Source organism: Clostridium sp. SHJSY1, assembly GCF_031626875.1.
Lineage (GTDB): Bacteria > Bacillota > Clostridia > Clostridiales > Clostridiaceae > Clostridium.
Window position 1 is genome coordinate 20,776 of the sequence record NZ_JANDMF010000013.1, and the last position, 26,473, is coordinate 47,248.

A 26,473-nucleotide genomic window follows, 5' to 3' on the forward strand; every position below is an offset into this window, starting at 1 on the left:
TTCATTTATAACATTTGTGTTTGTGATCGATTTCAAATCCAATCACAAACACAACAAATAGCATTCAATTACAGTTAACGATTACTTTAAACATTTACATTCTCTTTTAAGTAAATATTACCTCCTTTTACCTTGCAAGTCAATATATTCTAGTGGGTTTTTCTTTATTTATTTTGTTTTTTGTTAATTCTTCCAATTTCTTATTTTTAAACCCCAAATATAATATATCCGTAATATTTTTTATAAATTATGAAAAAATACTTGTTTTCCGCCTGGAATCTCATAAATTGTATTATTTATACTAATCCATGCTGATTGCGCTGAAGGATTATATACAAAATCTCCTTCCATAGAAAATTGTAAATTATCACAAACTTTCATATAGTCAACTATTTCAATATTAGTTGCATACCAGGTATCATCTCTCCCACCTATTTTCTCACAAAATTCCTCCATAAGTCCCCAATTGTCATCTCTACCAAATTCAAAACTATGTCCCCAAACATAAAACATATATAAATATTGCTTTTTATTTAGTGCAATAAATTCCTCTGCATGTTTAAGTAGATTATGATTATGATGACAAGTTGCCTTCCATTCATAGAAATCCTTTGGAATGGAAAAATTATCAGTATTTCCAACAACTCTAGAATATTCTATTCCCACATGATGTAACATGCTTTTTATTTCATCATTATAAGATCCATTAGGATAAGATAACCCCCTCACAGGATATTTAAATATTTTTTCTAATTCTTTTCTATCTTCTATAACCTGCATTACTACTTGTGACATTGGGCATCTTTCTATAGTTGGATGAGTAAATGTATGACAAGCTATTTCATGCCCTTTGTATAATTCTTGCATTTCATCTCTTTGAATTCTTCCTCCATAAGTATCGCTTATTAATGGTTCATATCTATCTATTAAGCCTGAATTTAAATGAAAAGTTCCTTTAATTCCATACTTATTGAAGATTTCAACTAATTTTCTATCTCCTTCTCTTCCATCATCATAACTTAGGGTTAATACCTTGAATTTTCCACCTGGAAAACATCTATAAATTGTGTTCATATATAATCACTCCTTAATATATCTCGTGTACATACTTGTACATGGATTGATTTTACTTATTTTTTATAGTTTTTATATTTGTTTTTATTGCTTCCTTAACATCACAATTAAACTCTATTGATTGAATAATCTCTTCTATTAAATTAATTTCTTCTATATTGTTAACTTTTTCTAGAGTTTTTTTCAATTCTAAATACACCTTGTCGCTTATATATCCTGACATTTTATAATTTTTTATCATCTGATCTATTGTAAGGCATGTCCCTGATTCATCAGTTTCCAAAAGAATCGTATCATACATAAATGCACCATCAATACTTTCAAACGTAATCACATTCTCTCCATCATGTAATAAATCTCCACAGAAATCGATTTCTTCTAGATGATACCTTCCACTTTTAACAGCACTTCTATAGACTGTTGTATCATTTTCATATTCTGCCTTCTTTATAACATTGTCATTAACTTTAATAATAAGACATGGTGAATTTTTTAATCCTATTTGATATGTTGTTGCTGCTGCTAATGCCACTGTTAAATGTATTTTTCCTTTAAACTTTTTATCTAAATTAAATTTGATATTCCATTTTGAATCCTTAGGCTGCGCATAATACCACTCATCACATTCTTTACTTTCACCAATTTTAAATTCCAGTTCAGATGGTAACATAGTCTTCCATTTATAATTTCTAAGTTCGTTTCCAAATTTGAACTCAGAAGACTCTCTATTTGATTGTCCAATTTGCCAAAGTAAATTATTATATTTTGGAGCTTCCCAAATCACATCTCCTAAATTCATTTCACTTAACTCTACATTTATATTGTTCTTTTCTAATTGTCTTGTTATTGTTCCATGAGTTGCATAAGCATAAAGTGTATATTTTCCTGGTCTTACATTATGAATCTCAAAATTCCCATTATCATCAGCATTACCATAAAAAATATAATCACCTTTTTGTCTTAAAAATTCTCCACCCTCTTTAGCAAGAACAACTACTGACTTATCAGTAACTCGTCCATCTGATGACACCAATTTTCCTTTAACTATACTTCTTTTAATTGGATATAATTTTTCTTCCATCCAAGAATATGGCCATTGTTTTTCTTGCTCATCAGCTACTTTAATAGCTTCATTTATTATTTCTTCTTCTGTTCCATCATTTATATAAAATAACCATGGTCCATAAAGTTTTTTCCATTCCTTTGGCACATCAAATGCACCAGTTCCAAAATGTGCACCTGTCATATAATTTAATATTATTCCATCATAATGAATTAAAAGTTCTTGTTTCATGGGTCCACTTGGATAATACTCTGTACTTACAGGTATGAACCATGCTCCAAATTCATCTCCATACTGTCCCCAAAGTTTATTATCTTTATAATATCCTGCATAATCATATTTCGAATATACTTCTCCATCTTCATATTTATAAGTTTCATCTTGAAGCTTGATCTTTTTTTCCAATTCAATATGAGTAGGTTGTCTTCCTATTCTTTCAACATTATATGCCATGTAAAAATTCTTCAATCCCATTCTATATACAGTACGTAATTCGCTTAAAGTAAGCTTTTCCTTACAATTATTCTCTACAATTACATATGAATACAACCCACTAACATTAGATTTCATAATCATATGATATTCGGCATAAAGCAAACTTGTTTTGTCAATATATACAATGTGAACAAAATCTTCTTTTTGTTTTATAACCTTAAGTTCACTAGGTGTAAAATCTCTGAACTTACCATTTGCATGATAATCTAAATAGAATGTTCTATTTTTATTTACATCTCCATCTGCTCCTACTAAGTTACTCACTAACTCTTTCCCATTCTTTATCAAAGATGAAACTGATCCTCTTTTGTTAATTTCAATATGTATTAATCCATTATCTAAAATTGCTTCCATTCCATTAATAATTAAACATACATCTTTCATAACCACACATTTCCTTTCACTATTTTCCATTTATGAATAAACTTCTCATATAAATTTTATACTCATTTCCAAAAAAACTCAACAACTTTATAAATAAAGAAAGAAAAACAAATAAAAATCCACACTTAAATTTAAAGTGTGGATTTTGGTTTCCTAGTTCACAATAAGAACAACCATATAATTATTTTATATAATTTAAAAAAATATTATCTACCTTTACTAATTCTTTTGAAACAATATCAGCTATCCTCTTAGCTCCTTTTTGATTAAAATGAGCATAATCAGTTCCGTTTGATGAAACCATAAAGAGAGTATATGTTTCATCATATCCTATAGATGTAAAATATTCTAAACTATTTTCCATAAGATCAATACACTTTACCTTTTTCTCCATCGCAAGTTCTTTCATAGAATTACAATATTCATGGAAATCATTAACAAATTGTTTCCCATCAAAATTTAGTGTTGCTACTGGTGTAATCAATATTGGAATAGCCCCTTTTTTTCTAGCTCCATCTATATACATTTTTAAATATTCTTTGTATTCATCATAAGGTTTGGTATATCTTTCAGGTTTATCTTTAGCTGCATCATTATGCCCCATTTGAATTAGCAAGTAATCTTTCTCTTCTATTGCATCTAAAATAGAATTCAATCTTCCTTCTTTAACAAAAGATTTTGAACTTCTTCCAGCCATTGAATGATTTATAAAGTTGATATTTGTTTTAAAATAACTATCAATAAATTGTCCCCATCCTGCTTGTGGTATGTGGCTTTTATCATATGTTTGTACTGTTGAATCACCTGCAATATATACTTTTATAACTTTCCCATTATCCATATATACATCTCCTAAAAACTATATTAACTTTCATTCTTTTTATTAAGCTTTTTCTCATATAGCAATTAACTTTACAAAACACATTAAAAACTAGAATATGATTTTCTTAATATATAATCTCTATATTATTAGAACGTAATAGATTCATCCATTCTTCTTTTGGCTCACCATCAGTAATTATATAATCTATATCCTCATAATCAAATAATTTCACAAAAGATGTTTTATCATATTTTGTATGATCAACCAATAAAATAACTTTATTAGATTGTTTAATCATAGCCCTCTTAATTTCTGCTTCTGCTTCATTTGAATCCAATATACCTTTTTCAAAATCCATACCTTTACAACTTACAAAAGCTATGTCTACATTGTATTTTCTTATTGTATTTTGAGTTATTGGTCCTTGTAATGATAAAGATCTTGGTTTTAGACCTCCACCAGTTGATATAATATTTAATTCTGATTGGTTAAGTTCTTGTAACACTTCTACTGAATTAGTTATAACTGTTACATCTTTTCTTTCTTTAATTAACTTTAGTGTTTCAAGAACTGTTGAACTACAATCTGCAACTATTGTGGTTCCTTCTTTAATAAATTCTATAGCTTTTGCTGCAATATATTTTTTGTTTTCTATATTGGTCTTCGACCTTTTATAAAATGGTACATCTTCATTTGTTTTTTCAACATTTAATATAGCACCACCATAACTTCTAGTAACTATTCCTTGCAATTCTAATTTTTCTAAATCTCTTCTTATTGTTTCCTCTGTTACTTCAAACTTTTCGCTTAACTTTGACACATATACTTTTTTTTCTTTTAGAGCTATTTCTTTAATAATTTCTAACCTTTCTCTAGGTAACATTTTATTTCCTCCTTATATATTCAGCATATTTAATATTTTTTTGATAATCATACATCAAATAATCTATCAATGCATTTTTACTTGGATTTTAATAATTCCAACTTAAATATACCAAATTAACACAGATAACACAATATGAAACCAAGTTAATTGTTGACTGCTTTTTTTGTAAAGGTTTATAATATAAATATATTATATTTTTTTAAAGGAGAATTTTTATGATACAAAAAGCATTTAAAATGAAATTATTTGAAGGTAAAGAAAAAGAATATGAAAAAAGGCATACTGAAATTTGGCCAGAACTTGTGAAAGAATTAAAAGATCATGGAGCATCAACCTACTTAATTTTTCACGATAAAGAGACTAATTACCTATTTTCTTATGTGGAAATGGAAAGCGAAGAATTATGGAATCAAGTTGCTGAAACAGAAGCATGTAAGAAATGGTGGGCTTTCATGAAAGATATTATGGATACTAATCCAGATAATAGTCCTGTTTCTACAGAATTAACTAATGTATTTAATCTAAAATAATCTTAAAACTACAAATTTGAGCACAAAAAAAAGCCAAGCCTGCTTGGACACTACAAAAATGTGAATGACACATTTTTCTATATCCAATCAGGCTTCTATTTATTATTTCCTTTGATTTTCTTTAAATCTTCTCCAGTTTCTATAACCAACTTTATTATTTCCCCATACATGGTCATAATCTAATCCTGTTAACTCTTCAACAATCTTACGAGTTTTTTCATCCACATCAGATTTTAAACCACCATCTTTTAATCTTTGTATTTCTTTCTTAAGAACTTCATGAGTTTCATGATTTACTTTAAACTTTAATGATGAAATAAAACCAAAAACAAGCAATACTGCTGGCACAGCTATTAATATTACTGCCATAGCTGTTAAAGCTTCTTGTGGTTGTGTTTCTGCCCCTGAAGTAAAGTTGAATTTTTGAAGTACAACACCAACTAAGAAAACAGCTAGTGCTTGTGAAGCCTTACGTAGAAGACTCATAAATCCAGCAAAAACTCCTTCTCTTCTATCAGCAGATACTATCTCATCTACATCTGGTACGAAAGTATAGTTATTCCATGGAACAAAATTTATTCCCCCTCTTCCAAGACCAGCTAAAGCAGATACACAATATAAAGCTATAAAACTATCTGGAATTGTTCCATATACAATTAAATATCCTACAATAGCTACTAAAAAGATTGATGAAACAACTCTAAACGCACCACCTGGACTTAACTTAATTGTACAATAAGTGGCTATTGCAACTCCAGCAATTTGGAATATATACATAATTGATAGTAAGTTTGAAGCTACAACAGCCCCTTTGAATAAAGCAAATACTATAAAATAAGTAAACACTGCATTAAAAGTATCTTGTGCTAAATACCCTCCAAGATACATTCCTAAATGTGCCCTAAATGTTCTAATCTTAAGAGTAGTAGCTAAATCTATATATATTTTTTCTATATTTTGCAAAAACGATAGTTTTTCCTTAGAATGTCTCGATTCTAAAATTTCTATTTCTTCTAAAGACCTTTCCCAAGTAAATAGATATACTAAAATTAAAACACATACAAATATCACTGTAAATATTCCAGCTGCAATTAAAAATGATGTTGATGATTCCTTTCCCAATACATTTATAAGTCTTCCTGGGATAAATGCTGCTAAGAATGCTGAAAATTGCGCTATATACATTCTTGCACTTGTAAGTTTAGCACGCACTTTGAAGTCAGATGTCATTTCTGCAGCTAGTGTATCATAAGGGATTAATACCATTGTATACACTACTTCAAAAGCAATATATGTTGTTAAATAGTATAAATATGAAAATCCACTTATCCAAATAGCACTATATATAATGATTAACGGAATTGCTGCTAGCAAGAAGAACTTACGTCTTCCAAATTTTCTTCCGAGAGCTGTTTTATGAAAATTATCTGTGATAAATCCCATAGTTGGACTTGCTACTGCATCCACTATACGAGCAAATGCAAATATCGAACTAGCCTCAATTGGAGTTAGTCCACAAAATGTTGTATAAAAATATAATAACCATGCCCCTGTTAATGCAAATGCTCCTGCTCCTATAAAGTCAGTCATTCCATATGAAAAATAATTTATAAATCTTAACTTTCCATCATTCTTACTCATATTTCCTCCTAAATATATGAAAATTTTTATTTCTTTAAATTATATTAATTCGTTAACATTTCCCAAACGAATATAAAGCAATTATCTTTTTTGTTATCGATTACTTAAAACATTTACATTCCTTATGTTTCCATATTACTTTTATTCCGACATAAAGTCAATATTTTTCACCATTTTTTCTTTTATTTTCCTTTGTTTTTGTTTGATTTTTGTTACTTCTTTGTTTTGTTTCGACTTATTTCTATACTTGCTTGTGTAAATTATATAAATGAATTTCATCTATTGCTATAAGAAAAAAGCATAGAATTTTATTATTTCTACACTTTCCCACAAACTTACAATCTTTTATAAGTTTCTACTATATATTTTATACTTGAATCTAAATCCTCAGGTATTGTATCTTCTAAAACTATATCTATATGTGGTTTTCTTTCTTTTATTAAAGATAATAATAATGGATAATTAAATTTTCCCTTACCAATTGAAACCTGTTGTACTTTTCCATCCTTATATACAAAATCTTTTGCATGTATAACTACTATTTTATCTCCAAATAACTCAAAAGATTTTTCTATTATTTCATCCTGCTTATCATAATTACTTTCATCAATAAAATTGATAGGATCAAATATAACTTGTAAGTTATTTGAATTAACACTATCAATTGCTCTTTTTAATCTTTCTGGTGTATTCATTACATGTTTTGTAACTCCTTCTATTCCAACTAAAACTCCAAATTTTTCAGCTTCCTCTACAAGTATTTTTATTGAATTCAAAGACCTCTGAAATGCTTCTTCTGTATTGTTTTTTTCTGTATAAACATATTCTTTATTAAGCGCTCCTGTTTCTGTTCCCACTATGCTGCATCCTAAATATTTTGCAAAACGTATATGTTCTTTAAAACTTTCCAATAAATCATTAAGTTCATTATCATCAGGGTTAGCTAAATTTATATAGCATCCAAGAATACTAATGTTAACATCATATTTATTCAAGATATCATTTATATATTGAGCCATTCCTGGTGTATAACTGCCTTTAGCAATTTCAAATTCAGAAATAATTTTTTTTGGCACAAACTGAACACTTTTAAGGCCTTTGTTTTGCATTATCTCACCTATTTTATCTAATTCATAATCTCCAATATCATGTCCTCTAATTCCAATTCTCATAATTTTCCCCTCACTTAAAATATATTTTTCATACTTAAATCATATACTCTATTTTCTTAAAACTCAATATTTTTCTTTGTTTCATTTTTGAAATACCACATAAATAAACAAATTTCAAATTTATTAATTTTCTTTCTTAAAATGCTACTAATTACGATAAATTCAATGTTTTATCAACTTCATCCTTTTAACAACTTTAAATTTTATATGGTTTTTTATATATTTTCTTCTTTACTTTATTTTGTTTATGTATAGATTTATTTTGTTTTGTGCTGTATAATTTGAATTAAGAATATAAATCAATTTAATACTATTATTGGATAATTTATTCTAACAATTATAATTTTTACATTTACATTTAATCTATAATAAACTATCATATCGGTTACTTATTTATTAATTATTAAACTCATAAAAATAAAAAAACTTAAGAGCATTATTTATAATTCTCTTTAATAATAACTTTACGAGGTGGTATATTATGAAATTAACAGAAAAAGAAATACGTACTAAACTTGATTTAGTAGTTGATAAACTTCTAAACCTAGATCGCCCAGTTGATGAAGAAAAGTTAACCAAAGAAGGTGGCGAAGCTATTGGAATGTTCCCAAGAGATTTTGGAATTCAAGAATGGGATTGGCCACAAGGAGTTGGCTTATATGGTTTATTAAAATTAGACAAGCATGACAAAAGTAAAAAATACTTAGATTTCTTAACTAATTGGTATAAAACTAATATAGAAAATGGGCTTCCATCAAAAAACATAAATACTACAGCTCCATTATTAACATTAATTAACTTATTGGATGTAAGTCATAATGCAGATTTTGAAAACCTTTGCTTAAAATGGGCTAATTGGCTTATGAATTGTCTTCCAAGAACTAAAGAAGGTGGGTTCCAACATGTAACTAGTGCAAATGGTGATAGACAAGGTGTTAGATTAAACGAAAGTGAAATGTGGATAGATACTTTATTTATGACTGTTTTATTCTTAAATAGAATGGGGCAAAAATATAACAAAAAAGAATGGATTGATGAATCAATTCATCAAGTACTTATTCATATAAAGTACTTATATGATAAGAAAACTGGTTTATTCTATCATGGTTGGAGTTTTAACGAAAATAGTAACTTTGGTGAGATTTTCTGGTGTAGAGGTAATTCATGGTTTACATTTGGAATTTTAGATTACATTGAAATGTTTGATGGCAAAATGAATCCTGGCCTTAAAAAATTCTTAGTTGATACATTTAAGGCTCAAGTAAATACATTAGTTAAGTATCAATCAAAATCTGGATTATGGCATACTGTCATAGATGATTCTACTAGTTATGAAGAAGTCTCTGGTTCTGCTGCAATTGCTGCTGGTATATTAACAGGAATTAGACTTGGAATATTAGATGATTCATTTAAACCTGCTGGCAAAAAAGCTATTGAAGCAATTTGTAACAACATTGAAAAAGATGGTACTGTACTAAATGTATCTGGTGGTACTGGAATGGGATATAATAAAGATCATTACAAAAACATTATTATAGCTCCAATGGCTTATGGTCAATCACTAACTATTATGGCTCTTGTTGAAGCACTTAATCATGTAGATTGTTAATTTTACAAATCAAGGTAGGACTAAAGATGATCCTACCTTATTTTTATATTAATTCAGTTCAAAACATTTTCTATACAATTTATTACACAAATCATATATTTCATCTGTCTTTGCTGTACAAACAATCCACTTTATTGGAATTCCATGAAATCCATAATATATTCCTGCAAGTCCTCCAGTTACTGCTGCTGTTGTATCTGTATCTTCACCTAAATTTACTGCTTTCAAAACAGCTTCCTTATAAGATGTTGTATTTAAAAGACACCATATAGATGCTTCTAAAGTATGTATAACATACCCTGATGATTCTATGTTATTCTCATTTTTATTTCCTATTTTTTCGCTAAATAAATCATGAAATATCTCTAATTCCTCTTCACTTAACTTATTTTTATAGTATTCCTTTAAAGCCCTTACCATATTAATATAAGATTCAAAAAGATCCTTTCCCTTAATAAGATTTATTGCCATTTCAACATACATATGGCAAGCAACCTTTGAACGTATATGTCCATGTGTTATTCCAGATACTTCATATATTATCTTAACTCTCTTTTCTATATCTTCTTCATCTATTAAATAGAAAGCTAATGGTAAAATTCTCATTAATGATCCATTCCCATTATCATATTCTGTTTTTCCACCAGCCTCCTCAGCTTTAACCCCATTTTTAATTTTATCTAAAGCTTTTCTCGTAGCTATTCCAATATCAAAAACTTCGCCATGTGGTGTATACTTCCCTTTATAGTACCAATCTATAAATTTTCCACCTATTTTTTCTGTGGTGTAGTTTTCTTCTATAAGTGCATCAATTAAAGCTAATGTTAATGATGTATCATCAGACCATGTCCCTTGTGGTTGATTATGAGTTCCATACCCTAACATTTCTTCAACTGGTTTCTTTTTAAGACTTTCTCTAGATAAAAATTCAACTGGTACCCCAAGAGCATCACCTATACATAATCCCATAATACCATACAAAACTACATTTCTTTTATATTCAAAATTATTACTGTTTAATTCATTCATTATAAATGCACTTCCTATCAATAAAATATTTTAATACAACATTTTCTTTTATATCAACATCTAAATAATCTTTTTTATTTACGCATTTTAGAAATCAACTTATAAATTGAATATATCTCTTCTCCTACTATTATTATAAAAATAAGTATTATTAATGAGAAGATATAACTAAAAAATATTTTACTTAACGCTGCCATTATGGAGTATTCAGGTAAAATCAACAACAAAACATCTATCACTAATGAAACATCTAAAGTTGTTCCTAATACTGCAATATATACACCTTTATCCTTTATATATCCTTCTACACGTGATCCTCTTTTTATTACCCTCAAGACTGCCTTCCAAGGATGTCTTGTTCCATATTTTATTTGTGAAATTATATCATCTTTTGTTTTTTTTCTACTCATCTACTCTTTCTTGCATCTCCTTATTGTTGTCTAAAAAATATATAAATTTTTTTTAATTATTAAAACCACCATCTAGTAAATTGTAGTTAGCAAATAAAGTATATACTAGAAATGGTGGTTCTTTATTATATTTTAATTAATTTTTTCTTAAATGTTATATAACATTCTGTTTTTCTTTGAATTAAGTCTATCCTTTAAATGATAAATAGACTAAAACTATATTTAAAACTATTATAATAGAAGCGATTATACTTCCTAAAAATTTAATTGGTGCTTTATTAACTAAAAATCCCATTAGTTCTTTTTGTTTTGCTATACTAAGCATTTGAATTATCGGAAATGGTAAAATAAAACTAAGTACAACCTGGCTTAAAACAAGAACACTCATTGGATTTACACCTATAGCTATAACGATTAATGCTGGCAACATCGTTATTAATCTTCTTATATTTACTGGAATACTTAAATTAACAAAACCTTTCATTATTGTTTGTCCTGCAAGAGTTCCAACTGCTGATGATGATAACCCTGATGCTATTAATGCGATTCCAAATGCACCACTTGATAATGAACCTAATAATGGCTCAAGTGATTGGTGCGCTTGTTGCATTGTACTTACTTCTATCCCATTTTTATAAAATACAGCAGCTGCAACTACAACCATTGCTGCATTTACTATAAAAGCTATGTTCATAGCTATAGCAATATCTATTTTTTCAAGTTTTAAATGCTTTGCTTTCCCTTTATCTGTACAATCTATCCCTCTATGCTTTACTAATTGTGAATGTAGATATATTACATGGGGCATAACAGTTGCTCCAAGCATTCCTACTGCAATATATACAGCCTCACTATTTGGTAATGATGGAATTATTGTATGGAAGCCAACTTGTACCCAATCTGGCTTTGCAAGAAACAATTCTACTGTATATGCAATACATATTACTAGAACAAGTAGTGTTATTATTATTTCAATTGTTTTTTGCCCATACTTCTCCATATAACAAATGAAAAACGTAATAACTCCTACAATAACCCCTGAATAAATCATTGGTATATTAAATAGTAAATATAATCCCACTGTTCCTCCAAGAAATTCTGCTAAATCTGTTGCCATAGCACCTATTTCAGCAACAATCCAAAATATCCAATTTAATTTTTTAGGGAAGATTTTAGCACACATTTCTGGAATACTAAAACCTGTAGCTATTCCTATTTTTGCAGACATAGTTTGTAAAAATATAGCCATTAGATTACTAAATAATATAACCCATATAAGTGCATAATTAAACTTGGACCCACCACTGATATTAGTTGCAAAATTTCCTGGATCTATATATGCTACACTTACAACAAAAGCTGGTCCCAAATACTTTAATAGTTGTCTTAACTTGCTTAATTTATTTAAATTACCTACTTTTTTTCTTTCCCATGTTATTATATTTGAATCAGTGAATTTAGTATCAGATATATTTCTTTCGTAATCCATAACATTAAAATACCTTTCTTAGTTTACTTTCTTATGTATAAAATGAATCTTTCTAGTTAAAATTTCAAATTAACCTGAAGTTAACATTGTTAGTTAAGACTAAATTCGACTTACAATATAAACTATGAAATAATTTAATAAATGTTACAGCAATGCAATTTTTTATTCTCTTAGGCATATAATTAATTAAGAACTTCTCTCAAATGTGGGTGAAAATATGAATCAAAATGATTTTTACACTTTTACTGAATATATGAAAAAAGAAAATAATTCCCTTACTGCTTCTATGGAAGATTATCTTGAAATGATATATAGATTATCCTTGAATACTGGATTCACAAGAATACATGATCTCTCTATTGCACTTAATGTTCAACCTCCTTCTGCAACAAAAATGGTACAAAAATTAGCTCAATTGAATCTTTTAAATTATGAAAAATATGGAATGCTTATTCTTGAAGAGAATGGAAAGAAACTTGGTGAATTACTACTTAACCGCCATAATGTCATAGAAAACTTTTTAAGAATATTTGATATTCCAGAATCTGATATATTAAACCAAACTGAACAAATTGAACATACCATAAGCACAGAAACAGCTAAATGCTTTCAGGACTTTGTTGAGTTTGTAAAAAACAATCCTCATATAGTTGATGAATTTAGAAATTATAGAAAAACTTTAAAGTAGATTGAACTATATTTAACTAGATAATTCAATCTACTTTAATTAAAAATCAATATATTCTTCCTTGTCTTACATTAACATTTTCATTTGTACTATTTGAAATTTTTAATTTTCCTTTTGCTTTTTTTCCTACAATCTTAAAAATATACTTTCCTTCTGTGAGTTTTATTGTTTTACTATCCTTTTCTGTTCCTTCTAATATAGTTTCTATTTCCTTATTAGGATGAACTAAAACTGCTTTAAAATTACCTTTATTAACTACAGAATCATAATCAAATGTAATTTCACCATTTTCTTTTGACTGTATATTCCAAATATTATTAGTTCCATAAAAACCATCATAATCCATATCAAATTTATCATTAGATTCTTCATTGCATATTCTTTTTACAAAAGTAAAATTATTATTTTCTTGTGCGATTTTATCTTTGTCATTATAAATATCAGCTTTATCATTACCTTTTTCACAACCAAGAGTTGTAATCATTAAAAATAATACACATATACAGATTAAAATCTTTTTTTTAAGATTCAATTTACAATATCCTCCTCTAAATCTATATTTCATCTTAAATTATATACCTATAAATAAAATCATATATACATTTCTTAATTATTTTATTATGGAAAACATATTTAAATCCTGATGCTTGTCTCTAAAATATGCATATTTTCTTAAGAGTCCTTCATAAGTAAAATTCATCTTTTTAAGCATTTTTTCTGATTTTTTATTTTCTGGATATACAATAGCTTCTATTCTTTCTAAATTCATTTCATTAAATCCATATTTAATTATAGCTTGAATTGCTTCTTTTCCATATCCCAATCCCCAGAATTCTCTATTAAGCTCATATCCTATTTCAGCTCTAAAATGTCTTCTATTCCAACTGTGAAACCCACAAGTCCCAATAATTCTATTGCAATTTTTTATTTCAATCCCCCACCTAATAGCATTACCTATTTCATAAGAAATTTTAAATTTTTCAATTAATTTTTCTGCTTGTGAAATTTGTTTCATAGGATGCATACCATAGTATTTTGTCACTTCTTCTAATGAAAGTATCGAAAATACATCTCTTGAATCTTTTTTTGTTAACTCTCTAAGTTTTAATCTTTCTGTTTCAATAACAGGGAATTTTTCAAATCTATTTTCACTATTCATACTCTACTTCTCCTTACTACAGAAGTTTTATTTCAAAATTAATTTTACCATATATTTCATTTAAAATAATATTTTTCATGTTATTAAAAAAAATATAACCTTCAAAACTATTTTTAATAAGAAGGTTATATCCATATTTTATTCATTCTATATAATTTTTAAATGCAGCTCCATTCCATTTCTTATTCTAGCATCCAATGTATTTTTATTATTTTTAATAAAAATTTGCCCTTTTTTATGCATATTTTTTATTTTACTTCTTGATATTCCAAATTTATCACTTATAAACTTGTCAATTCTCATTTCTATTGGATAATTACTAATAACTTCAATAACCAACATATTTTCCTCTATATAGAACTTTTCTAATTTTTTTATTATCATTTTATAATTTATATTTTTTAAGCAATAATCAGCTTTATTGGCATTATATATACTTATATCAAAAGCATATTTTCTTACTAATTCTTTACTATTGGAAATAAATTTTTCATACTCATATTTATTAATTTCATGAGGTTTTATTCTCTCATATATTGTCATATTCCATATTGATTTGCATTTTTCACACTGGTAAATCATCCAAACATCAATGTTATTTTTATTTGCATTAACTCTAAATTTTTCACTATTTATATAGTAAGTTTTTTTATTGCATTTAGGACAACCTCTTTCTACTTTTGGTAAATTTTCAGGAATAAGTTCCCATTGATACTTATTTAAATAGCTCATTGTGCTCCTCCTAGTATTAATTTTAGGATTTACAAAGGCTATTTCATCATTTTATTAATAATGCATAGCCCTTGCTAAGCATTAAAAAAATCTTTTGCCATAAAACTTTCCTCCTATCATCTTTATATAAATATTTTATCAACTACACTTATTTAACAAAACCTAATACTTATTTAGTAAGCAAAAATGAGCCAGTCCATTAAAAAGGCTAGTTTCATTAATGAGATTTACTGAGTATTTTCTCAACTTCCTTTACTACTAACTCTGGCCCACCTGCATTTATAAAAGATTCTTGAATTTTTTTTACTCCTTTTTTAAATTCCTCACTTCCCATAACTAATTCTGCTTCACGTCTTAAATTTTCTACAGTTACCTGGTCTTTCTTTAAAACCTTACCAGCTCCGAGCTCTTGTAATCTATAAGAATTAAAAAATTGATCTGCTCCAAGAGGTACTAAAATCATAGGTACACCAAGATACATCCCATCTGAAACGCTCCCCATACCTCCATGCGCTATAAATAAATCTGCATGCTTTAAAACTTCTGCTTGAGGTACAAAGTCACGAACAATAAAATTTTTAGGTATATCTCCAATTTCCTTAAGTCTTTCTTTATTCCCTGTTGACATTACAACAAGATATTCACTTTCACTAAAGGCTTCTATAACATTTTTAAAAAAATCTATCCAGCTATTAAAAACCGTACCAAGGGTGGCATAAATAATTTTTCTCTCTGAATTCACTAATTTATCCCAAGGGAATGAATTGTCTTTAACTGAAATGGTTGGAGTTGGACCAATAAATAGACATTTATTATCAAATATTTCTCCAAAAGGTTGGAAGTATCTACTTGTAAAAACAACATTTAAAGTAGATGATTGTGGACTAAACATATTTAATATATCATCAATTCTAACAGCAAATATATTAGATATTATAATTTTTGAAACTAACTTTCTAATTTTAGGATGGAGCATAATAAAGTTAAGTTTTTCTGAAATTCCTTTTGACTTTTTAAAAATATGCTTTATGGTCTCCTCATTTTGCAGAAATACTGCAGAACAAAGGATAATTGGCTTTTTGATATCTTTTTCTAAACTTTTTATAGATGGGTTCATCCCTCCCACAAATACAACATCATATTGTGGTGCTAATTCTTTTATTTTCATATTCATCTCTTTAAACAATCTACGTATAAACTTAAAAAATTTTAATTTTTCTTTAGGATCAATGTTAACTTTCTTATAACATGGAATTAAGGTAGCTCCACAAAATTCAACTTTTTTGCGAAACTCTTCTGAAACTACATAATCTACAGAGTGACCAGCTTTTACAAGTGTTGAAACTAAGGACAAAGTTGGATTAACATGTCCATGTGCTGGTACATTGACAAATAAGATTTTTGCCATTATAAAATCCTCCTTAATATGAAAAGATAATCTTAAACTTTATATATTTATTATACTACCTGAAAACTACCATTCAATAAACATATTCCAATATTTTGTTCATTTTTAGAAATAAACTCCAAAGAAGGAGAAAAAATTTCCTATAGTTTATATATACATATCACTTTTTTGGATTCATTTTTTACTTAAATATGTTACAATTGTTTTGTATTGAAAATGACGAAAATCCATATGAATTAACTAAGGAATAATAAGATATCCTTAATTTAATTATCTATCTTCAATGGACATAAAGGAGAATTTTTGATTTATGGATAAAAACACAGATATTTTTTCTGGCTTAGAGAAGTTAGGCTTTGAAAATGTAAAAAACATTAACTTATATGAAAAAAAAGATGCTAAAACAAATGATAAGCACATAGATAAAAAAGATACTGAGAAAATTGATGAAACTTTATATTTATATGATAAAAAGGTAGTTTGTCCGGTATGCACAAATGAATTTACAGTTCGTACAGTAAAAACAGATGGCTATAGAATGAAAGGAAAAACCAGTGACTTTTATGTAGATTATAGCCTTATAAATCCATACTTTTATGATGTATGGTTATGTAATGTATGTGGTTATGCTTCTATGAAAGCTGATTTTAGTAAATTAAGAAGTTTTGAAAGAGAAAGTGTGTTAAAAAACATAACCCCTCGTTGGCATGGACGAAAATATCCAGAAGTTTATGATATAAATATTGCAATAGAAAGATATAAACTATCCTTGCTTAACTTTTCAGTGATAGGCTCAAAATCTAGCAAAAAAGCTATGAACTGTTTAAAGTTAGCATGGTTATATAGAGAACTAGGCGATGAACAAAATGAAAAAACATTTAGAGAACAATCATTAATAGGTTTTAAAGATGCTTACTTTAATGAAGATTTCCCTATATATGGAATGAATAGGTTTAAAGTTCTCTATTTAATAGGTGAACTAAATAGGCATTTAGGGAACTATGAAGAAGCTTTACGGTACTTAAGTGATGTAATAACTTCTCCTAGTGTCGATAGAAAGTTAAAAGACCTAGCTATAGACCAAAAGGATCTGATACGCGAAACTCTAAAAAAAATAGAAGAAGAAAATAATGAAAATCTCAAAGAAGAAAGTGAAGAAGACGAAATTATAGACGACAAAAAAGAAAATTTATTTTCAAGATTTTTTAAATCTAAAAAGACTTAAATCAGCAATATCTAAATTTAATAAAATAACAACTAAAAATTTTGCATTACATTTAATAATAATATGTAATGCAAAAGAAGCACTAACTAAAGTAGTATGGTGCTTCTAAGATTTTATTTATCCCAATCTGTAGGTCTACTTAGCTCTTTTGGAAGTTTAGTATTAGAGTCTCCCTTAGTTGAGTTAATTTGATTTTGTGTAATAAATATACTTCTACTAAGGTTTGCTCCTCTAAAGTCTGCATCCCTAAGATCTGCCCCAATAAAATCTGCACCACTTAAGTCATTCCCTCTTAAATCTGCTGCCATAAGAAGGGAACCTCTTAAATCAGCTCCTCTAAGATTTATTTTTCTAAGATCTTTACCAATAAGATCTAACCTACCAGCAATCGTCTTTCTATGTTTTAAAGTATTTCTCTGTCCATTATAAACCTTACTTCTAACAAACTCACTGGCTTTTTTAAGAAAAGGATTAACTTTATCTCTATATAATTCTATATCTAAATTAATAATCTTATTAGATTTTAAGTATGTAATACTTTCCATTTCTCTTATTAATTTCATAAGCTTTTCCTTTGTAGAATCATTTTTCTCAATGATAAAAGCTTGTGATAAATACCATATCATCTCATGAATTTGTCTAACAATCAAAAATACTTGAAACATTTCTTTTGATAATTCAGGATTTTGTCTCCAATTTTGTCCATTATATATAACTTGAGCAACTTTTTGCCCTGCTCCAAAACAATCATAAGCTGTACACCCTTTAAGTCCCTTTTCACTAAGATTTTTATGAATTGTACAACTAAAATCTGGCTCTAAATTTATACAAGGATTTCCTGCTGCTTTATCTGTTGGAAATCCTTCAGAAGCTGAAAAATATAATGCAACACAACAAAAACCAAAGCATTTTTGACAATTAATTTTTAGACAATCATATATTTTGCTATACAAATTTTCTTCATTTTTATATATCATATTGTTTACCTCATTTTTTATTTAAAATAACTGCAACTTAATATAGTATATAACTTATTAATGCCAATTTTCAACTTAATAATATTTTTTTGTTTTACGTAAAAAACTTTACAAACCCTAAAGACATAACTATTAAATCATCTAATCCTCTTATTATTGTTGTTAAACCATAATCTCCTTTAATTAACTTCTTTATTTTATTAACTATTATATCGGCTTCATCTTTTCCAAAATAACTTTTTAACAATCCTGTTCTATTAAGAAGAATAGATAAAATACAGCACTCTTCATCATCACTCTTATCATATAAAAACGTCTCCCTAATATACTTAATAATTTCATTAACTGTTTCTTTATTTACAACATAACTTGTTTTTTCTTTTCCAAATAATTTATTTTTTTTGGTTTCACTCAGTACTCCAGACTTTACCATTGAATGTGTTAATCCTTGTACATAATTTTCTGAGTACCTCCTATTGGATTCCATATTAAATAACTTTATTACATCATATAAAGTTTTCTCATGACAATCTAATATTACATTATAAATTTCACTTAAATAATTTAATTTATCAGGCAACTTTTTTTGTATTGAAAATGTTATATTATTTTTACTATACTCTACTTTTAATACTTTATTTTTCTCCAATTCAAATAATCCAGCTGCAATTGTAGCTACTAAAAAATCTCTTACTAAAAATGAATTAATATTAAATCGTTTATTCATTACAAGCAAAGCATATTGCTTTGTTACAGATTTATTCATATTATAGCCCCTTAATTATCCTTTTTTTATATTATATAGTATTTTATTTATCCTATTCTAGTGTTAAAAAAGATTTTTTTCATTAGCTTTAATTCATAATACTTTGTTGAATTAGAATATTTGCAAAAAACCTCGACAATTAAATCCAGTCGAGGTTAAAAATTTTATATAACTACCATTGATACCAGTTAACTCCACCACTAGTATCGTTTGACCTATCAAACCATGAGTCAAGAAGCTCAAACCAGTTTCCAACATCATTGGTCTTAGGTGTTTCTCCATCAATACACCAACTTAACTTACCATATAATAAATCTGTATCAATTGCACCAGTGTCTACTGAATTGTACCATCTTTGTGCTTGCCATCCTGTATAGCTTGTCCCAGAATAAGAATCTCTATAAGTTTTACTTCCATCTGGTAAGAAAATGCTTAAACCACTTTTTCCTTCAGTAAAGCCTTTAAACTGTGATCCACCATATGAATAAAGGTTCATATCATCTACACTTGTCATAACTTCAGTGGCTAAACTTTTAACATTAGTACTAAAAGCAGAGCTTGTACTTATTTGTTTGCATAAATCATATAAATCAAAATAAGGATAATCTAACCACTCACTTTGATCTGTCTCATTAAAGTAGTGTATTAAAGATGTATTTCTTCCAGTACCTCTAAGTTTTTCTACAGCTGCTTTATCATTTTCACTCCATAAAGCTCTAGCTAGTTTATCTACAGAATTTTTTACATTTGAAATTTGGGCAAGATCAAAACAACTTAATACTTGAGTAGTATCTCCGGCAGCATTAACTGAATCTCTTTGAGCTTCAACCATTACTGCTCCAAGTTGATCAGCTGTAACTGTTGATGGATCATAATATAACTCTTTTCCACCTAAAGTTGAATCAGCTTGTCCATTATTTCCTCCACCTGATTTAATTCTGCTAAATATTTTTTTATAGTCATAACCATCGCCCCAGACTACAGGTGCTGATGCTACCATAACTCCTGCTTGAAAGCTTCCATTGCCTGGTCTATATTGGTATGCAACTTCCGCTGTTCCCATTAGACAAGCATCATATGCTAATAAATCTACAGATTCAGCACTAGTTAACGAGTCTGTAACTTCTGCTGTATATAAACAATCTCCATTGTTTGTATCATCCCAACAAACTGCTTTTGGATTTTTTACTTTTTTGACAAGTTCATTTTCTCTTGCTCCACCACCATGATTTGAAACGATAAGAGCATATTCATCTGCTGGATAATTAGATTTACAAGAATCTATAAATTTCTTCAATGTATCTCCATCACCCATATTTGCTTCATAATTACTAGTTGTGGTTATCTCAGGAAATTCATTCCCTCCACTTATTCTTATAGCTTTTCCACTACCAATTTTATACATTCTAGTGTCCGTGAAATTCTGCCCAAGTACACTTCTATTAGTAGAATACCCTGAAGTTCTATCTACTAAAACAATCAAATTTAAATTTGGATTATCTACATACCCATCTTTCATTTGTTGAATATCTCCTAATAGATAATCTTCAAGATTATTATCTGCATCACAATATACCATAACTGTTAGCTTCTTTCCTGTACTTTTTGAGTTTTGCATTGCAGAACTAATTGTATTACTTGGATTAATAGTAACAGCTTTGGCTGGTATAACCCCTAGTAAAGTAGTTGCTAAAAATGCAACTGATGTAAGTAAAGTAATTTTCTTTTTAATCATTATTCCATCTCCCCATATTAAAATAATAAGATATAATTTCTAAAAGCCTATTCTATAGGCTTTTTTAACAAAATCAAAACAAATTAACCTTTTTTGTTATTTTTTGTTATGGTTTTTATTATATTTCATATTTTTATATAGGTAAAGATTTTTTTAATGTTTTTATATTTTTTTCACTCTTTTCTTATAATAATGGCACTATAATGCTTTAAACTTAATTAAATTAGCTAAAATTCTATTAAACTTTAAAAAAGTTAACTGGAAAGGTAATATCCAATTTAAAATGTTTATTACCTTTCCATAGAAAATCCTTTTCTTTCAGCAACTCCCCATCCTTTTGACTTTCTCAAAGAGCTTATATACCCTCCAACTCTCCATATACTAATTATTTGTCTTGGTCCAAAGTTTTCAATAAATGAAAATAGTATTAGTATCATTACTTCCTTTATTGTGTAATAATTTGTTTCTTTTTCAGCTAAATATAAAGAAGATAATGAAATCATAATTCCCATTAATATAATACTAATAAAAAGAAGCATTACAATTTTCGCTCCTAAATATCCAAATATAGCAGATAACAAAACCATGCAATACCCTTGGAACTCAATTAATGGTCCTACCATTTCAAATATAAAAAAGTATGGAAAAGCAACCATACCAACTTTCCCATATGTAGGATTTCCAATAATAGCTCTATGATAGGTTAAAATATCAATAAGCCCTCTATGCCATCTATCCCTCTGCTTTTTCAATGATTTATAACTTTCTGGTACTTCTGTCCAACAGTTTGCATTAAAGGCATATTTAATTTTGAATCTTATTTTTTTATCAATAAGATATTTAGTTAATCTAACTACAAGTTCCATGTCTTCTCCTACAGTATCTTTTAGAAATTTTCCACTACTTGTAAGATACCCTCCTATTTCAATAATCCTATCCTTTTTAAATAATCCAAAAGCACCTGAAATAATTAAAAGACTTTCTATTTGCGCCCATCCAGCTCTCCCAGCCATAAATGCTCTTATATATTCAATATTTTGCAACCTTGCTAAATTGTTTTTTGGAATTCTAATATCTTCAAGTACCCCTTTATGGATTTTACATCCATTTATAGGCAATATATTTCCTCCTATTGCAGGACATTCAACTTCTTCATCTAACAATTGAGACGTTAACTTTAATAATGTGTCTGATTCTAATAGTGAATCTGCATCTATTCCACAAAAATATTTTTTTTGAGATATATTTATTCCTGTATTTAGTGAGTCTGCTTTGCCTCCATTTTCTTTATCTACTATTGTAAGTTTGGGAATTGACTTATTTTTATATATGCCCCTTATAGGTTTAGTTTTTAATTTTTCATATACAATAATATCTACTTTTTCAAGATTAAAATATTCAATTAATTTTTCAAGTGTATTGTCTTTCGATCCATCATTAACAATTATCAATTCATAATCAGGATATTTTAAATTTAAAAGTGAATTTGCACTTTCAACAATAGTTGCTTCTTCATTAAAGGCAGGAGCAATTATTGAAATATCTGGCATAATACCTTTTTTAAACAGAAAATTCACCTTCTTAATTTTCCAATACTTTGATTGCTTAAAAACCCCAACATAAGAAAACAATAATATTATTATGTAGCTACTATTTAACACAAAAAAATAATATACAAGATAATAATTAAACTCTGCTATATAGATTTCTAATTGTTCATTAAATGGTGCTACATAAAGCAAGTCATTATGTCTTATTGAATATATTCCTGGAAAAACTATAATAAGAAATATAGCTAATAAATATAAAAATGCTACTATTTTTTTATTCTTTTTTTCATCAATTTCTTTTAACTCATGATTATACTTAATTAAATTGCATTTATTTAGTACATTTTCATTTAAATAAATGCTAAATTCTAATTTTAATTCCGGCTTTTTTTCTAGAACTTTTTTTAATATAGAAATAACCTGTTTTTCAATCTCTAAATCCTTATTTCTATTTAAAAAGCTAATGACTTCACTATTTTTTCCCATTAACATAATTTCTTTAATTGCATTGCTAATTAGTAATTTATCTTCTCCAGAAAGTTTTAATATTAAATATTCCATTCTAACGGATATAACTTCAGCTAAAGAATTTTTAATAGTTAAATTTTCTTGCTTATTGAATTCATAAATCAATATATTAATTTTTTCTGGTTTTTCTTCAAGAATTTTTGTAATTGCTATAATCACATGTTTTTTTATCTTTTCTTCTTCAAGCATTGAAATCAAATTTAATATATTTTCATTTGAATAATTATTTCCAAGTGATTCTATTGCAATTCCACGTATATATGGGTCCATATTATAAATATACTTATCACTATTTAATTCTGTAAAATATCCATCTGATAATGTTTTTGCTGCTTTTCGTTTAATAATTGATTCTTCACCTTCACTCTCAATAAGTTTCACCAAATATTTACTTAACTCCTTGGTTGAAAATATACTTGCAAACCCTATTATTAGCTCTTTAATATAACTATTATTGCTATCTTTCAATTCATCAATATATTTATATAATTCTACACCATACTCATATAGTAATTCTTGAGCTTTTTTTCGATACCAACTTGGAGCATCAGGTAAGGTATTAATAATTTTATAAATAGATTCTGAACTTCCTATATCAACCAATGAGTTAATTATGTATATCTTTATATGATAATCATCTTCTTTGCCTAGGATATTCTCTAATGATTTTCTTGCTTCCTCAGTTGCTATAATACCTAAGTAAACTATAGCTTCTATTCTTCTATATTTTATTATAGAAGATAATCTTTTTAAAAAATGGGTTTCTATTTTATTCCTTTTAATTATTTCAACAAATTTTTCTTCTGTTTCTTTATCAAAATCAAAAATCTGCTTTAATTCTGAGAAGCGTTCTAGGAATAGTTTTCCATTCATTTTTGAATGAAATTCTTTCTTTGATATCATTTCATTAATAATGAAAGAATCTATTTTTTTAATTTTCTCTTCCTTTACTTTAAAATATTTCTTATTAAATAAAATTAAAGATAATAAAATTAAATTCACAATCATCATTAAGAAGGAAATATAGATTATTGTATTTAAATCTAAATCCATTTTATCTCTCTGCTCCCTTTATCATATTTTTAGCAAATCCAATAACCTCCATAATCATATATGGTTTTTTAAAATAATAATCAATTTTTAAATCTATTGCTCTTTTTATTGTTTCTTTATCTTTTTGATGAGAAATAAGTATAAATGGAAGATTAGCTTTATTAGAGTAAAAAGACATCCTTTCCTTTATTAAAAAGCCATCTAATTTAGGAAGCATCAGTTCAGAAATCACTATACTTATATCTTCCTTCTCTATCATCTTTAATGCTTCTAATCCATCCCTTGCTATTATTACTTCAAAATCTTCTTTTTCAAAGTAAATCTTTAAAATTTCTAAACTCATATTATCATTATCAACTAACAAAACTTTTTTTCTTTCAGAATTTGAATCTTCTGTTAATGATTCACTACTCACTATATTTTTTCCTTTAGATCTAGCTGTTTTTAAACTATTAAGAGCAGAATTAAAAATAGTACTAGAGATTTTTTCAGTTGAATCCTCTGCATTTTCCAAATCTTTTAAATAAACCAATCCAATTGATACAGTTATACTTTCAATAAAACTTTCAGATTTAGCCACATTTTTTCGTATAATTTCTGCTATATTTATTGCTTCACTCTTATTCACATCTATCATATAATACCCAAACATTGATCCATGCAACCTAAATATTTCATGGTTTTCATTCTTATAATTCTTTAGAAAATAGGCAAGATTTTTTATAGTTTCATTTCCAATTTCTCTTCCATACTTAAAATTTATTTCAGTCATGTTATCTATAGTAATTAACAATAGGGCAGAATTTTTATGTTTATCGAAAGTTATTTCCAAATAATCTAGGAAAAAAGCTTCATTATATAATCCTGAAATAGGATCAACAGTAAATTTATCCTGTATTTTTTTCACATCTTCTTTTAATTCTTTGTTTATTTCTATTAACTTTTTATTTTTTTCACTAAGATGTATTGCCTTTTTTCTTCCTTCAGCTATTTTAGAACTTACTATTTCAGGCAATAAAACATCATATTCTTTTGATATTTTATGTGCAAAAGGTTCCATAATAGTTAAAAAATTAATCCCTTTTTCTTTATACAAAGCTTCAAAAATTTTATTCCAAAGTTCTTGTCCAGTAAAATTAGAATCCTCTATTTCTCCTGTTACCTCATTTAATTTTATTCCCACATTTATAAGAATTCTATTTATCTCTTCTTTTTGCAAAACAGAACAAAGTCTCTTTATCACTTCATTACAAATCCCTAAATATTCATCCTTCTTTGATATTATCTTTTTTATAGGATTTAAAAAAGTTCCACATTCTAAATCTCTAAGTACTTTGATATAAGTTTTTATATTATCCTGAATTATACATCCATGTTGAGGGGCTATCTGCTTAATATCCATCATCAATAGGTTTTCCATCACTGGTCTCAAAATTTCATTTCCAGGCATGTAATGTTCATGAAAAGCTTTTATTGATTCTATATACTCCTCTTTTGCAAACAAACTCCAATTACTACTGTTAAATGCTCCAAATAAATCACTTGAAAACAATATCTTAGTGTTAGTATCATATGTTGTTATAGCTCCTGAAAAATGTAAATATGGTGTTGAAATAAACTTCAAAATCCTTCCTGATGATAATGTTAACTTATAATCATTTTCATCTACAATATAATATTCAGATTTTATACCATAATACCTAATTATTAAAGTAGTCCTCCAATGTGTTACTATTTTTGCCTTTAATCCTTTCTTTTCAAATAGAGGTACACTTGCACAAAGGTCTGGGTCTTGATGATGAAGTATTACATATTTAATATTGTTTAATGGTATCAATTCTATAACATTAGAATATACAACATCAAAATCCAATACTGAGCCAGGATCAATAAGAACACCTTCTTCATTATCTATAATAAGATATGGATTGCAATTAAGCTCATTATTCTTTGGTATCTCTCCTACCCAGTAGACCCCATCTGCAAGCTCTACATTTTTTAATTCATTTTTCATAATAATGTACCTCGAATACGCTTATTATCTTAA

Annotated in this window: 22 protein-coding genes; 4 read left to right on the forward strand and 18 right to left on the reverse strand. The window is 27.4% G+C overall.

Translation table 11 applies throughout. The features are described 5' to 3' along the window. Positions 1-240 precede the first annotated feature (240 nt). The 4 genes from NNC19_RS08240 to NNC19_RS08255 form a co-directional block, all read right to left on the reverse strand. Positions 241-1,074, reverse strand: a complete 834-nt coding sequence (locus NNC19_RS08240; protein ID WP_310938153.1) for a polysaccharide deacetylase family protein — start codon at positions 1,072-1,074, stop codon at positions 241-243. A 52-nt stretch (positions 1,075-1,126) separates the two neighbouring features. Beyond that, the gene (locus tag NNC19_RS08245; RefSeq protein WP_310938154.1) at positions 1,127-3,046 is read right to left on the reverse strand and encodes a polysaccharide lyase family protein; all 1,920 of its coding nucleotides are present in this window, start codon (positions 3,044-3,046) and stop codon (positions 1,127-1,129) included. A gap of 151 nt (positions 3,047-3,197) precedes the next feature. Continuing rightward, positions 3,198-3,857 carry a rhamnogalacturonan acetylesterase gene (locus tag NNC19_RS08250; protein ID WP_310938155.1) on the reverse strand — a complete coding sequence of 220 codons (660 nt, stop codon included), beginning with the start codon at positions 3,855-3,857 and terminating at the stop codon, positions 3,198-3,200. Between the two features lie 106 nt (positions 3,858-3,963). Beyond that, the gene (locus tag NNC19_RS08255) at positions 3,964-4,722 is read right to left on the reverse strand and encodes a DeoR/GlpR family DNA-binding transcription regulator (RefSeq protein ID WP_310938156.1); all 759 of its coding nucleotides are present in this window, start codon (positions 4,720-4,722) and stop codon (positions 3,964-3,966) included. 218 nt (positions 4,723-4,940) lie between these two features. Here NNC19_RS08255 and rhaM point away from each other — a divergent pair, with 218 nt between their 5' ends. Beyond that, the gene (rhaM, locus tag NNC19_RS08260) at positions 4,941-5,255 is read left to right on the forward strand and encodes an L-rhamnose mutarotase (RefSeq protein WP_310938157.1); all 315 of its coding nucleotides are present in this window, start codon (positions 4,941-4,943) and stop codon (positions 5,253-5,255) included. 102 nt (positions 5,256-5,357) lie between these two features. On the opposite strand, the gene NNC19_RS08265 is transcribed toward rhaM, so the two are convergent. Then, positions 5,358-6,896 carry an MFS transporter gene (locus NNC19_RS08265; RefSeq protein ID WP_310938158.1) on the reverse strand — a complete coding sequence of 513 codons (1,539 nt, stop codon included), beginning with the start codon at positions 6,894-6,896 and terminating at the stop codon, positions 5,358-5,360. 335 nt (positions 6,897-7,231) lie between these two features. Further along, complete coding sequence (locus NNC19_RS08270; RefSeq protein WP_310938159.1) at positions 7,232-8,068, reverse strand: sugar phosphate isomerase/epimerase family protein; 837 nt, start codon at positions 8,066-8,068, stop codon at positions 7,232-7,234. Positions 8,069-8,549: 481 nt separating this feature from the next. On the opposite strand from NNC19_RS08270, the gene NNC19_RS08275 reads away from it, so the two are divergent. Next, complete coding sequence (locus tag NNC19_RS08275) at positions 8,550-9,677, forward strand: glycoside hydrolase family 88 protein (protein WP_310938160.1); 1,128 nt, start codon at positions 8,550-8,552, stop codon at positions 9,675-9,677. Between the two features lie 48 nt (positions 9,678-9,725). Here NNC19_RS08275 and NNC19_RS08280 read toward each other — a convergent pair whose 3' ends face one another. The 3 genes from NNC19_RS08280 to NNC19_RS08290 form a co-directional block, all read right to left on the reverse strand. After that, the gene (locus NNC19_RS08280; protein WP_310938161.1) at positions 9,726-10,706 is read right to left on the reverse strand and encodes an ADP-ribosylglycohydrolase family protein; all 981 of its coding nucleotides are present in this window, start codon (positions 10,704-10,706) and stop codon (positions 9,726-9,728) included. A 74-nt stretch (positions 10,707-10,780) separates the two neighbouring features. Further along, positions 10,781-11,116 (reverse strand): hypothetical protein, encoded by a 336-nt coding sequence (locus NNC19_RS08285; RefSeq protein WP_310938162.1) that lies wholly within the window; start codon positions 11,114-11,116, stop codon positions 10,781-10,783. A 187-nt stretch (positions 11,117-11,303) separates the two neighbouring features. Beyond that, on the reverse strand, positions 11,304-12,605 hold the full coding sequence (locus NNC19_RS08290; RefSeq protein ID WP_310938163.1) for an Nramp family divalent metal transporter: 1,302 nt from the start codon (positions 12,603-12,605) through the stop codon (positions 11,304-11,306). A 217-nt stretch (positions 12,606-12,822) separates the two neighbouring features. Between NNC19_RS08290 and mntR the strand changes: the two genes are divergently transcribed. Next, positions 12,823-13,293: a transcriptional regulator MntR gene (gene mntR / locus NNC19_RS08295; RefSeq protein ID WP_310938164.1), complete on the forward strand. Its 471-nt coding sequence runs from the start codon at positions 12,823-12,825 to the stop codon at positions 13,291-13,293. A 46-nt stretch (positions 13,294-13,339) separates the two neighbouring features. Here mntR and NNC19_RS08300 read toward each other — a convergent pair whose 3' ends face one another. From NNC19_RS08300 to NNC19_RS08315, 4 genes are all read right to left on the reverse strand, one after another. Further along, positions 13,340-13,825 carry a hypothetical protein gene (locus tag NNC19_RS08300; protein WP_310938165.1) on the reverse strand — a complete coding sequence of 162 codons (486 nt, stop codon included), beginning with the start codon at positions 13,823-13,825 and terminating at the stop codon, positions 13,340-13,342. 78 nt (positions 13,826-13,903) lie between these two features. Beyond that, positions 13,904-14,452: a GNAT family N-acetyltransferase gene (locus NNC19_RS08305; protein ID WP_310938166.1), complete on the reverse strand. Its 549-nt coding sequence runs from the start codon at positions 14,450-14,452 to the stop codon at positions 13,904-13,906. A gap of 147 nt (positions 14,453-14,599) precedes the next feature. Next, positions 14,600-15,184, reverse strand: coding sequence for a DUF1062 domain-containing protein (locus tag NNC19_RS08310; protein WP_310938167.1), 585 nt, complete (start codon positions 15,182-15,184; stop codon positions 14,600-14,602). Between the two features lie 217 nt (positions 15,185-15,401). Continuing rightward, entirely contained in the window at positions 15,402-16,592 is a 1,191-nt protein-coding gene (locus NNC19_RS08315) for a macrolide family glycosyltransferase (protein WP_310938168.1), read from the reverse strand. A 310-nt stretch (positions 16,593-16,902) separates the two neighbouring features. Between NNC19_RS08315 and NNC19_RS08320 the strand changes: the two genes are divergently transcribed. Beyond that, the gene (locus tag NNC19_RS08320) at positions 16,903-17,817 is read left to right on the forward strand and encodes a DUF2225 domain-containing protein (protein ID WP_310938169.1); all 915 of its coding nucleotides are present in this window, start codon (positions 16,903-16,905) and stop codon (positions 17,815-17,817) included. A gap of 113 nt (positions 17,818-17,930) precedes the next feature. Here NNC19_RS08320 and NNC19_RS08325 read toward each other — a convergent pair whose 3' ends face one another. From NNC19_RS08325 to NNC19_RS08345, 5 genes are all read right to left on the reverse strand, one after another. After that, entirely contained in the window at positions 17,931-18,794 is an 864-nt protein-coding gene (locus NNC19_RS08325; RefSeq protein WP_310938170.1) for a pentapeptide repeat-containing protein, read from the reverse strand. Positions 18,795-18,888: 94 nt separating this feature from the next. After that, the gene (locus NNC19_RS08330) at positions 18,889-19,560 is read right to left on the reverse strand and encodes a GPP34 family phosphoprotein (protein WP_310938171.1); all 672 of its coding nucleotides are present in this window, start codon (positions 19,558-19,560) and stop codon (positions 18,889-18,891) included. Between the two features lie 172 nt (positions 19,561-19,732). Further along, on the reverse strand, positions 19,733-21,295 hold the full coding sequence (gene cloSI / locus NNC19_RS08335) for a clostripain (RefSeq protein WP_310938172.1): 1,563 nt from the start codon (positions 21,293-21,295) through the stop codon (positions 19,733-19,735). A 290-nt stretch (positions 21,296-21,585) separates the two neighbouring features. Further along, a complete protein-coding gene (locus tag NNC19_RS08340) occupies positions 21,586-24,426 on the reverse strand; it encodes a glycosyltransferase (RefSeq protein ID WP_310938173.1) in 2,841 nt (946 codons plus the stop codon). Between the two features lies 1 nt (position 24,427). Further along, on the reverse strand, positions 24,428-26,440 hold the full coding sequence (locus tag NNC19_RS08345) for a diguanylate cyclase domain-containing protein (protein WP_310938174.1): 2,013 nt from the start codon (positions 26,438-26,440) through the stop codon (positions 24,428-24,430). Positions 26,441-26,473 lie beyond the last annotated feature (33 nt).

Bases quoted from the DNA above. Each gene is read 5' to 3' on its own strand.
- NNC19_RS08240 (WP_310938153.1), bottom strand. From the start codon at position 1,074: ATGAACACAATTTATAGATGTTTTCCAGGTGGAAAATTCAAGGTATTA.
- NNC19_RS08245 (WP_310938154.1), bottom strand. From the start codon at position 3,046: ATGGAAAATAGTGAAAGGAAATGTGTGGTTATGAAAGATGTATGTTTA.
- NNC19_RS08250 (WP_310938155.1), bottom strand. From the start codon at position 3,857: ATGGATAATGGGAAAGTTATAAAAGTATATATTGCAGGTGATTCAACA.
- NNC19_RS08255 (WP_310938156.1), bottom strand. From the start codon at position 4,722: ATGTTACCTAGAGAAAGGTTAGAAATTATTAAAGAAATAGCTCTAAAA.
- rhaM (WP_310938157.1), top strand. From the start codon at position 4,941: ATGATACAAAAAGCATTTAAAATGAAATTATTTGAAGGTAAAGAAAAA.
- NNC19_RS08265 (WP_310938158.1), bottom strand. From the start codon at position 6,896: ATGAGTAAGAATGATGGAAAGTTAAGATTTATAAATTATTTTTCATAT.
- NNC19_RS08270 (WP_310938159.1), bottom strand. From the start codon at position 8,068: ATGAGAATTGGAATTAGAGGACATGATATTGGAGATTATGAATTAGAT.
- NNC19_RS08275 (WP_310938160.1), top strand. From the start codon at position 8,550: ATGAAATTAACAGAAAAAGAAATACGTACTAAACTTGATTTAGTAGTT.
- NNC19_RS08280 (WP_310938161.1), bottom strand. From the start codon at position 10,706: ATGAATGAATTAAACAGTAATAATTTTGAATATAAAAGAAATGTAGTT.
- NNC19_RS08285 (WP_310938162.1), bottom strand. From the start codon at position 11,116: ATGAGTAGAAAAAAAACAAAAGATGATATAATTTCACAAATAAAATAT.
- NNC19_RS08290 (WP_310938163.1), bottom strand. From the start codon at position 12,605: ATGGATTACGAAAGAAATATATCTGATACTAAATTCACTGATTCAAAT.
- mntR (WP_310938164.1), top strand. From the start codon at position 12,823: ATGAATCAAAATGATTTTTACACTTTTACTGAATATATGAAAAAAGAA.
- NNC19_RS08305 (WP_310938166.1), bottom strand. From the start codon at position 14,452: ATGAATAGTGAAAATAGATTTGAAAAATTCCCTGTTATTGAAACAGAA.
- NNC19_RS08310 (WP_310938167.1), bottom strand. From the start codon at position 15,184: ATGAGCTATTTAAATAAGTATCAATGGGAACTTATTCCTGAAAATTTA.
- NNC19_RS08315 (WP_310938168.1), bottom strand. From the start codon at position 16,592: ATGGCAAAAATCTTATTTGTCAATGTACCAGCACATGGACATGTTAAT.
- NNC19_RS08320 (WP_310938169.1), top strand. From the start codon at position 16,903: ATGGATAAAAACACAGATATTTTTTCTGGCTTAGAGAAGTTAGGCTTT.
- NNC19_RS08325 (WP_310938170.1), bottom strand. From the start codon at position 18,794: ATGATATATAAAAATGAAGAAAATTTGTATAGCAAAATATATGATTGT.
- NNC19_RS08330 (WP_310938171.1), bottom strand. From the start codon at position 19,560: ATGAATAAATCTGTAACAAAGCAATATGCTTTGCTTGTAATGAATAAA.
- cloSI (WP_310938172.1), bottom strand. From the start codon at position 21,295: ATGATTAAAAAGAAAATTACTTTACTTACATCAGTTGCATTTTTAGCA.
- NNC19_RS08340 (WP_310938173.1), bottom strand. From the start codon at position 24,426: ATGGATTTAGATTTAAATACAATAATCTATATTTCCTTCTTAATGATG.
- NNC19_RS08345 (WP_310938174.1), bottom strand. From the start codon at position 26,440: ATGAAAAATGAATTAAAAAATGTAGAGCTTGCAGATGGGGTCTACTGG.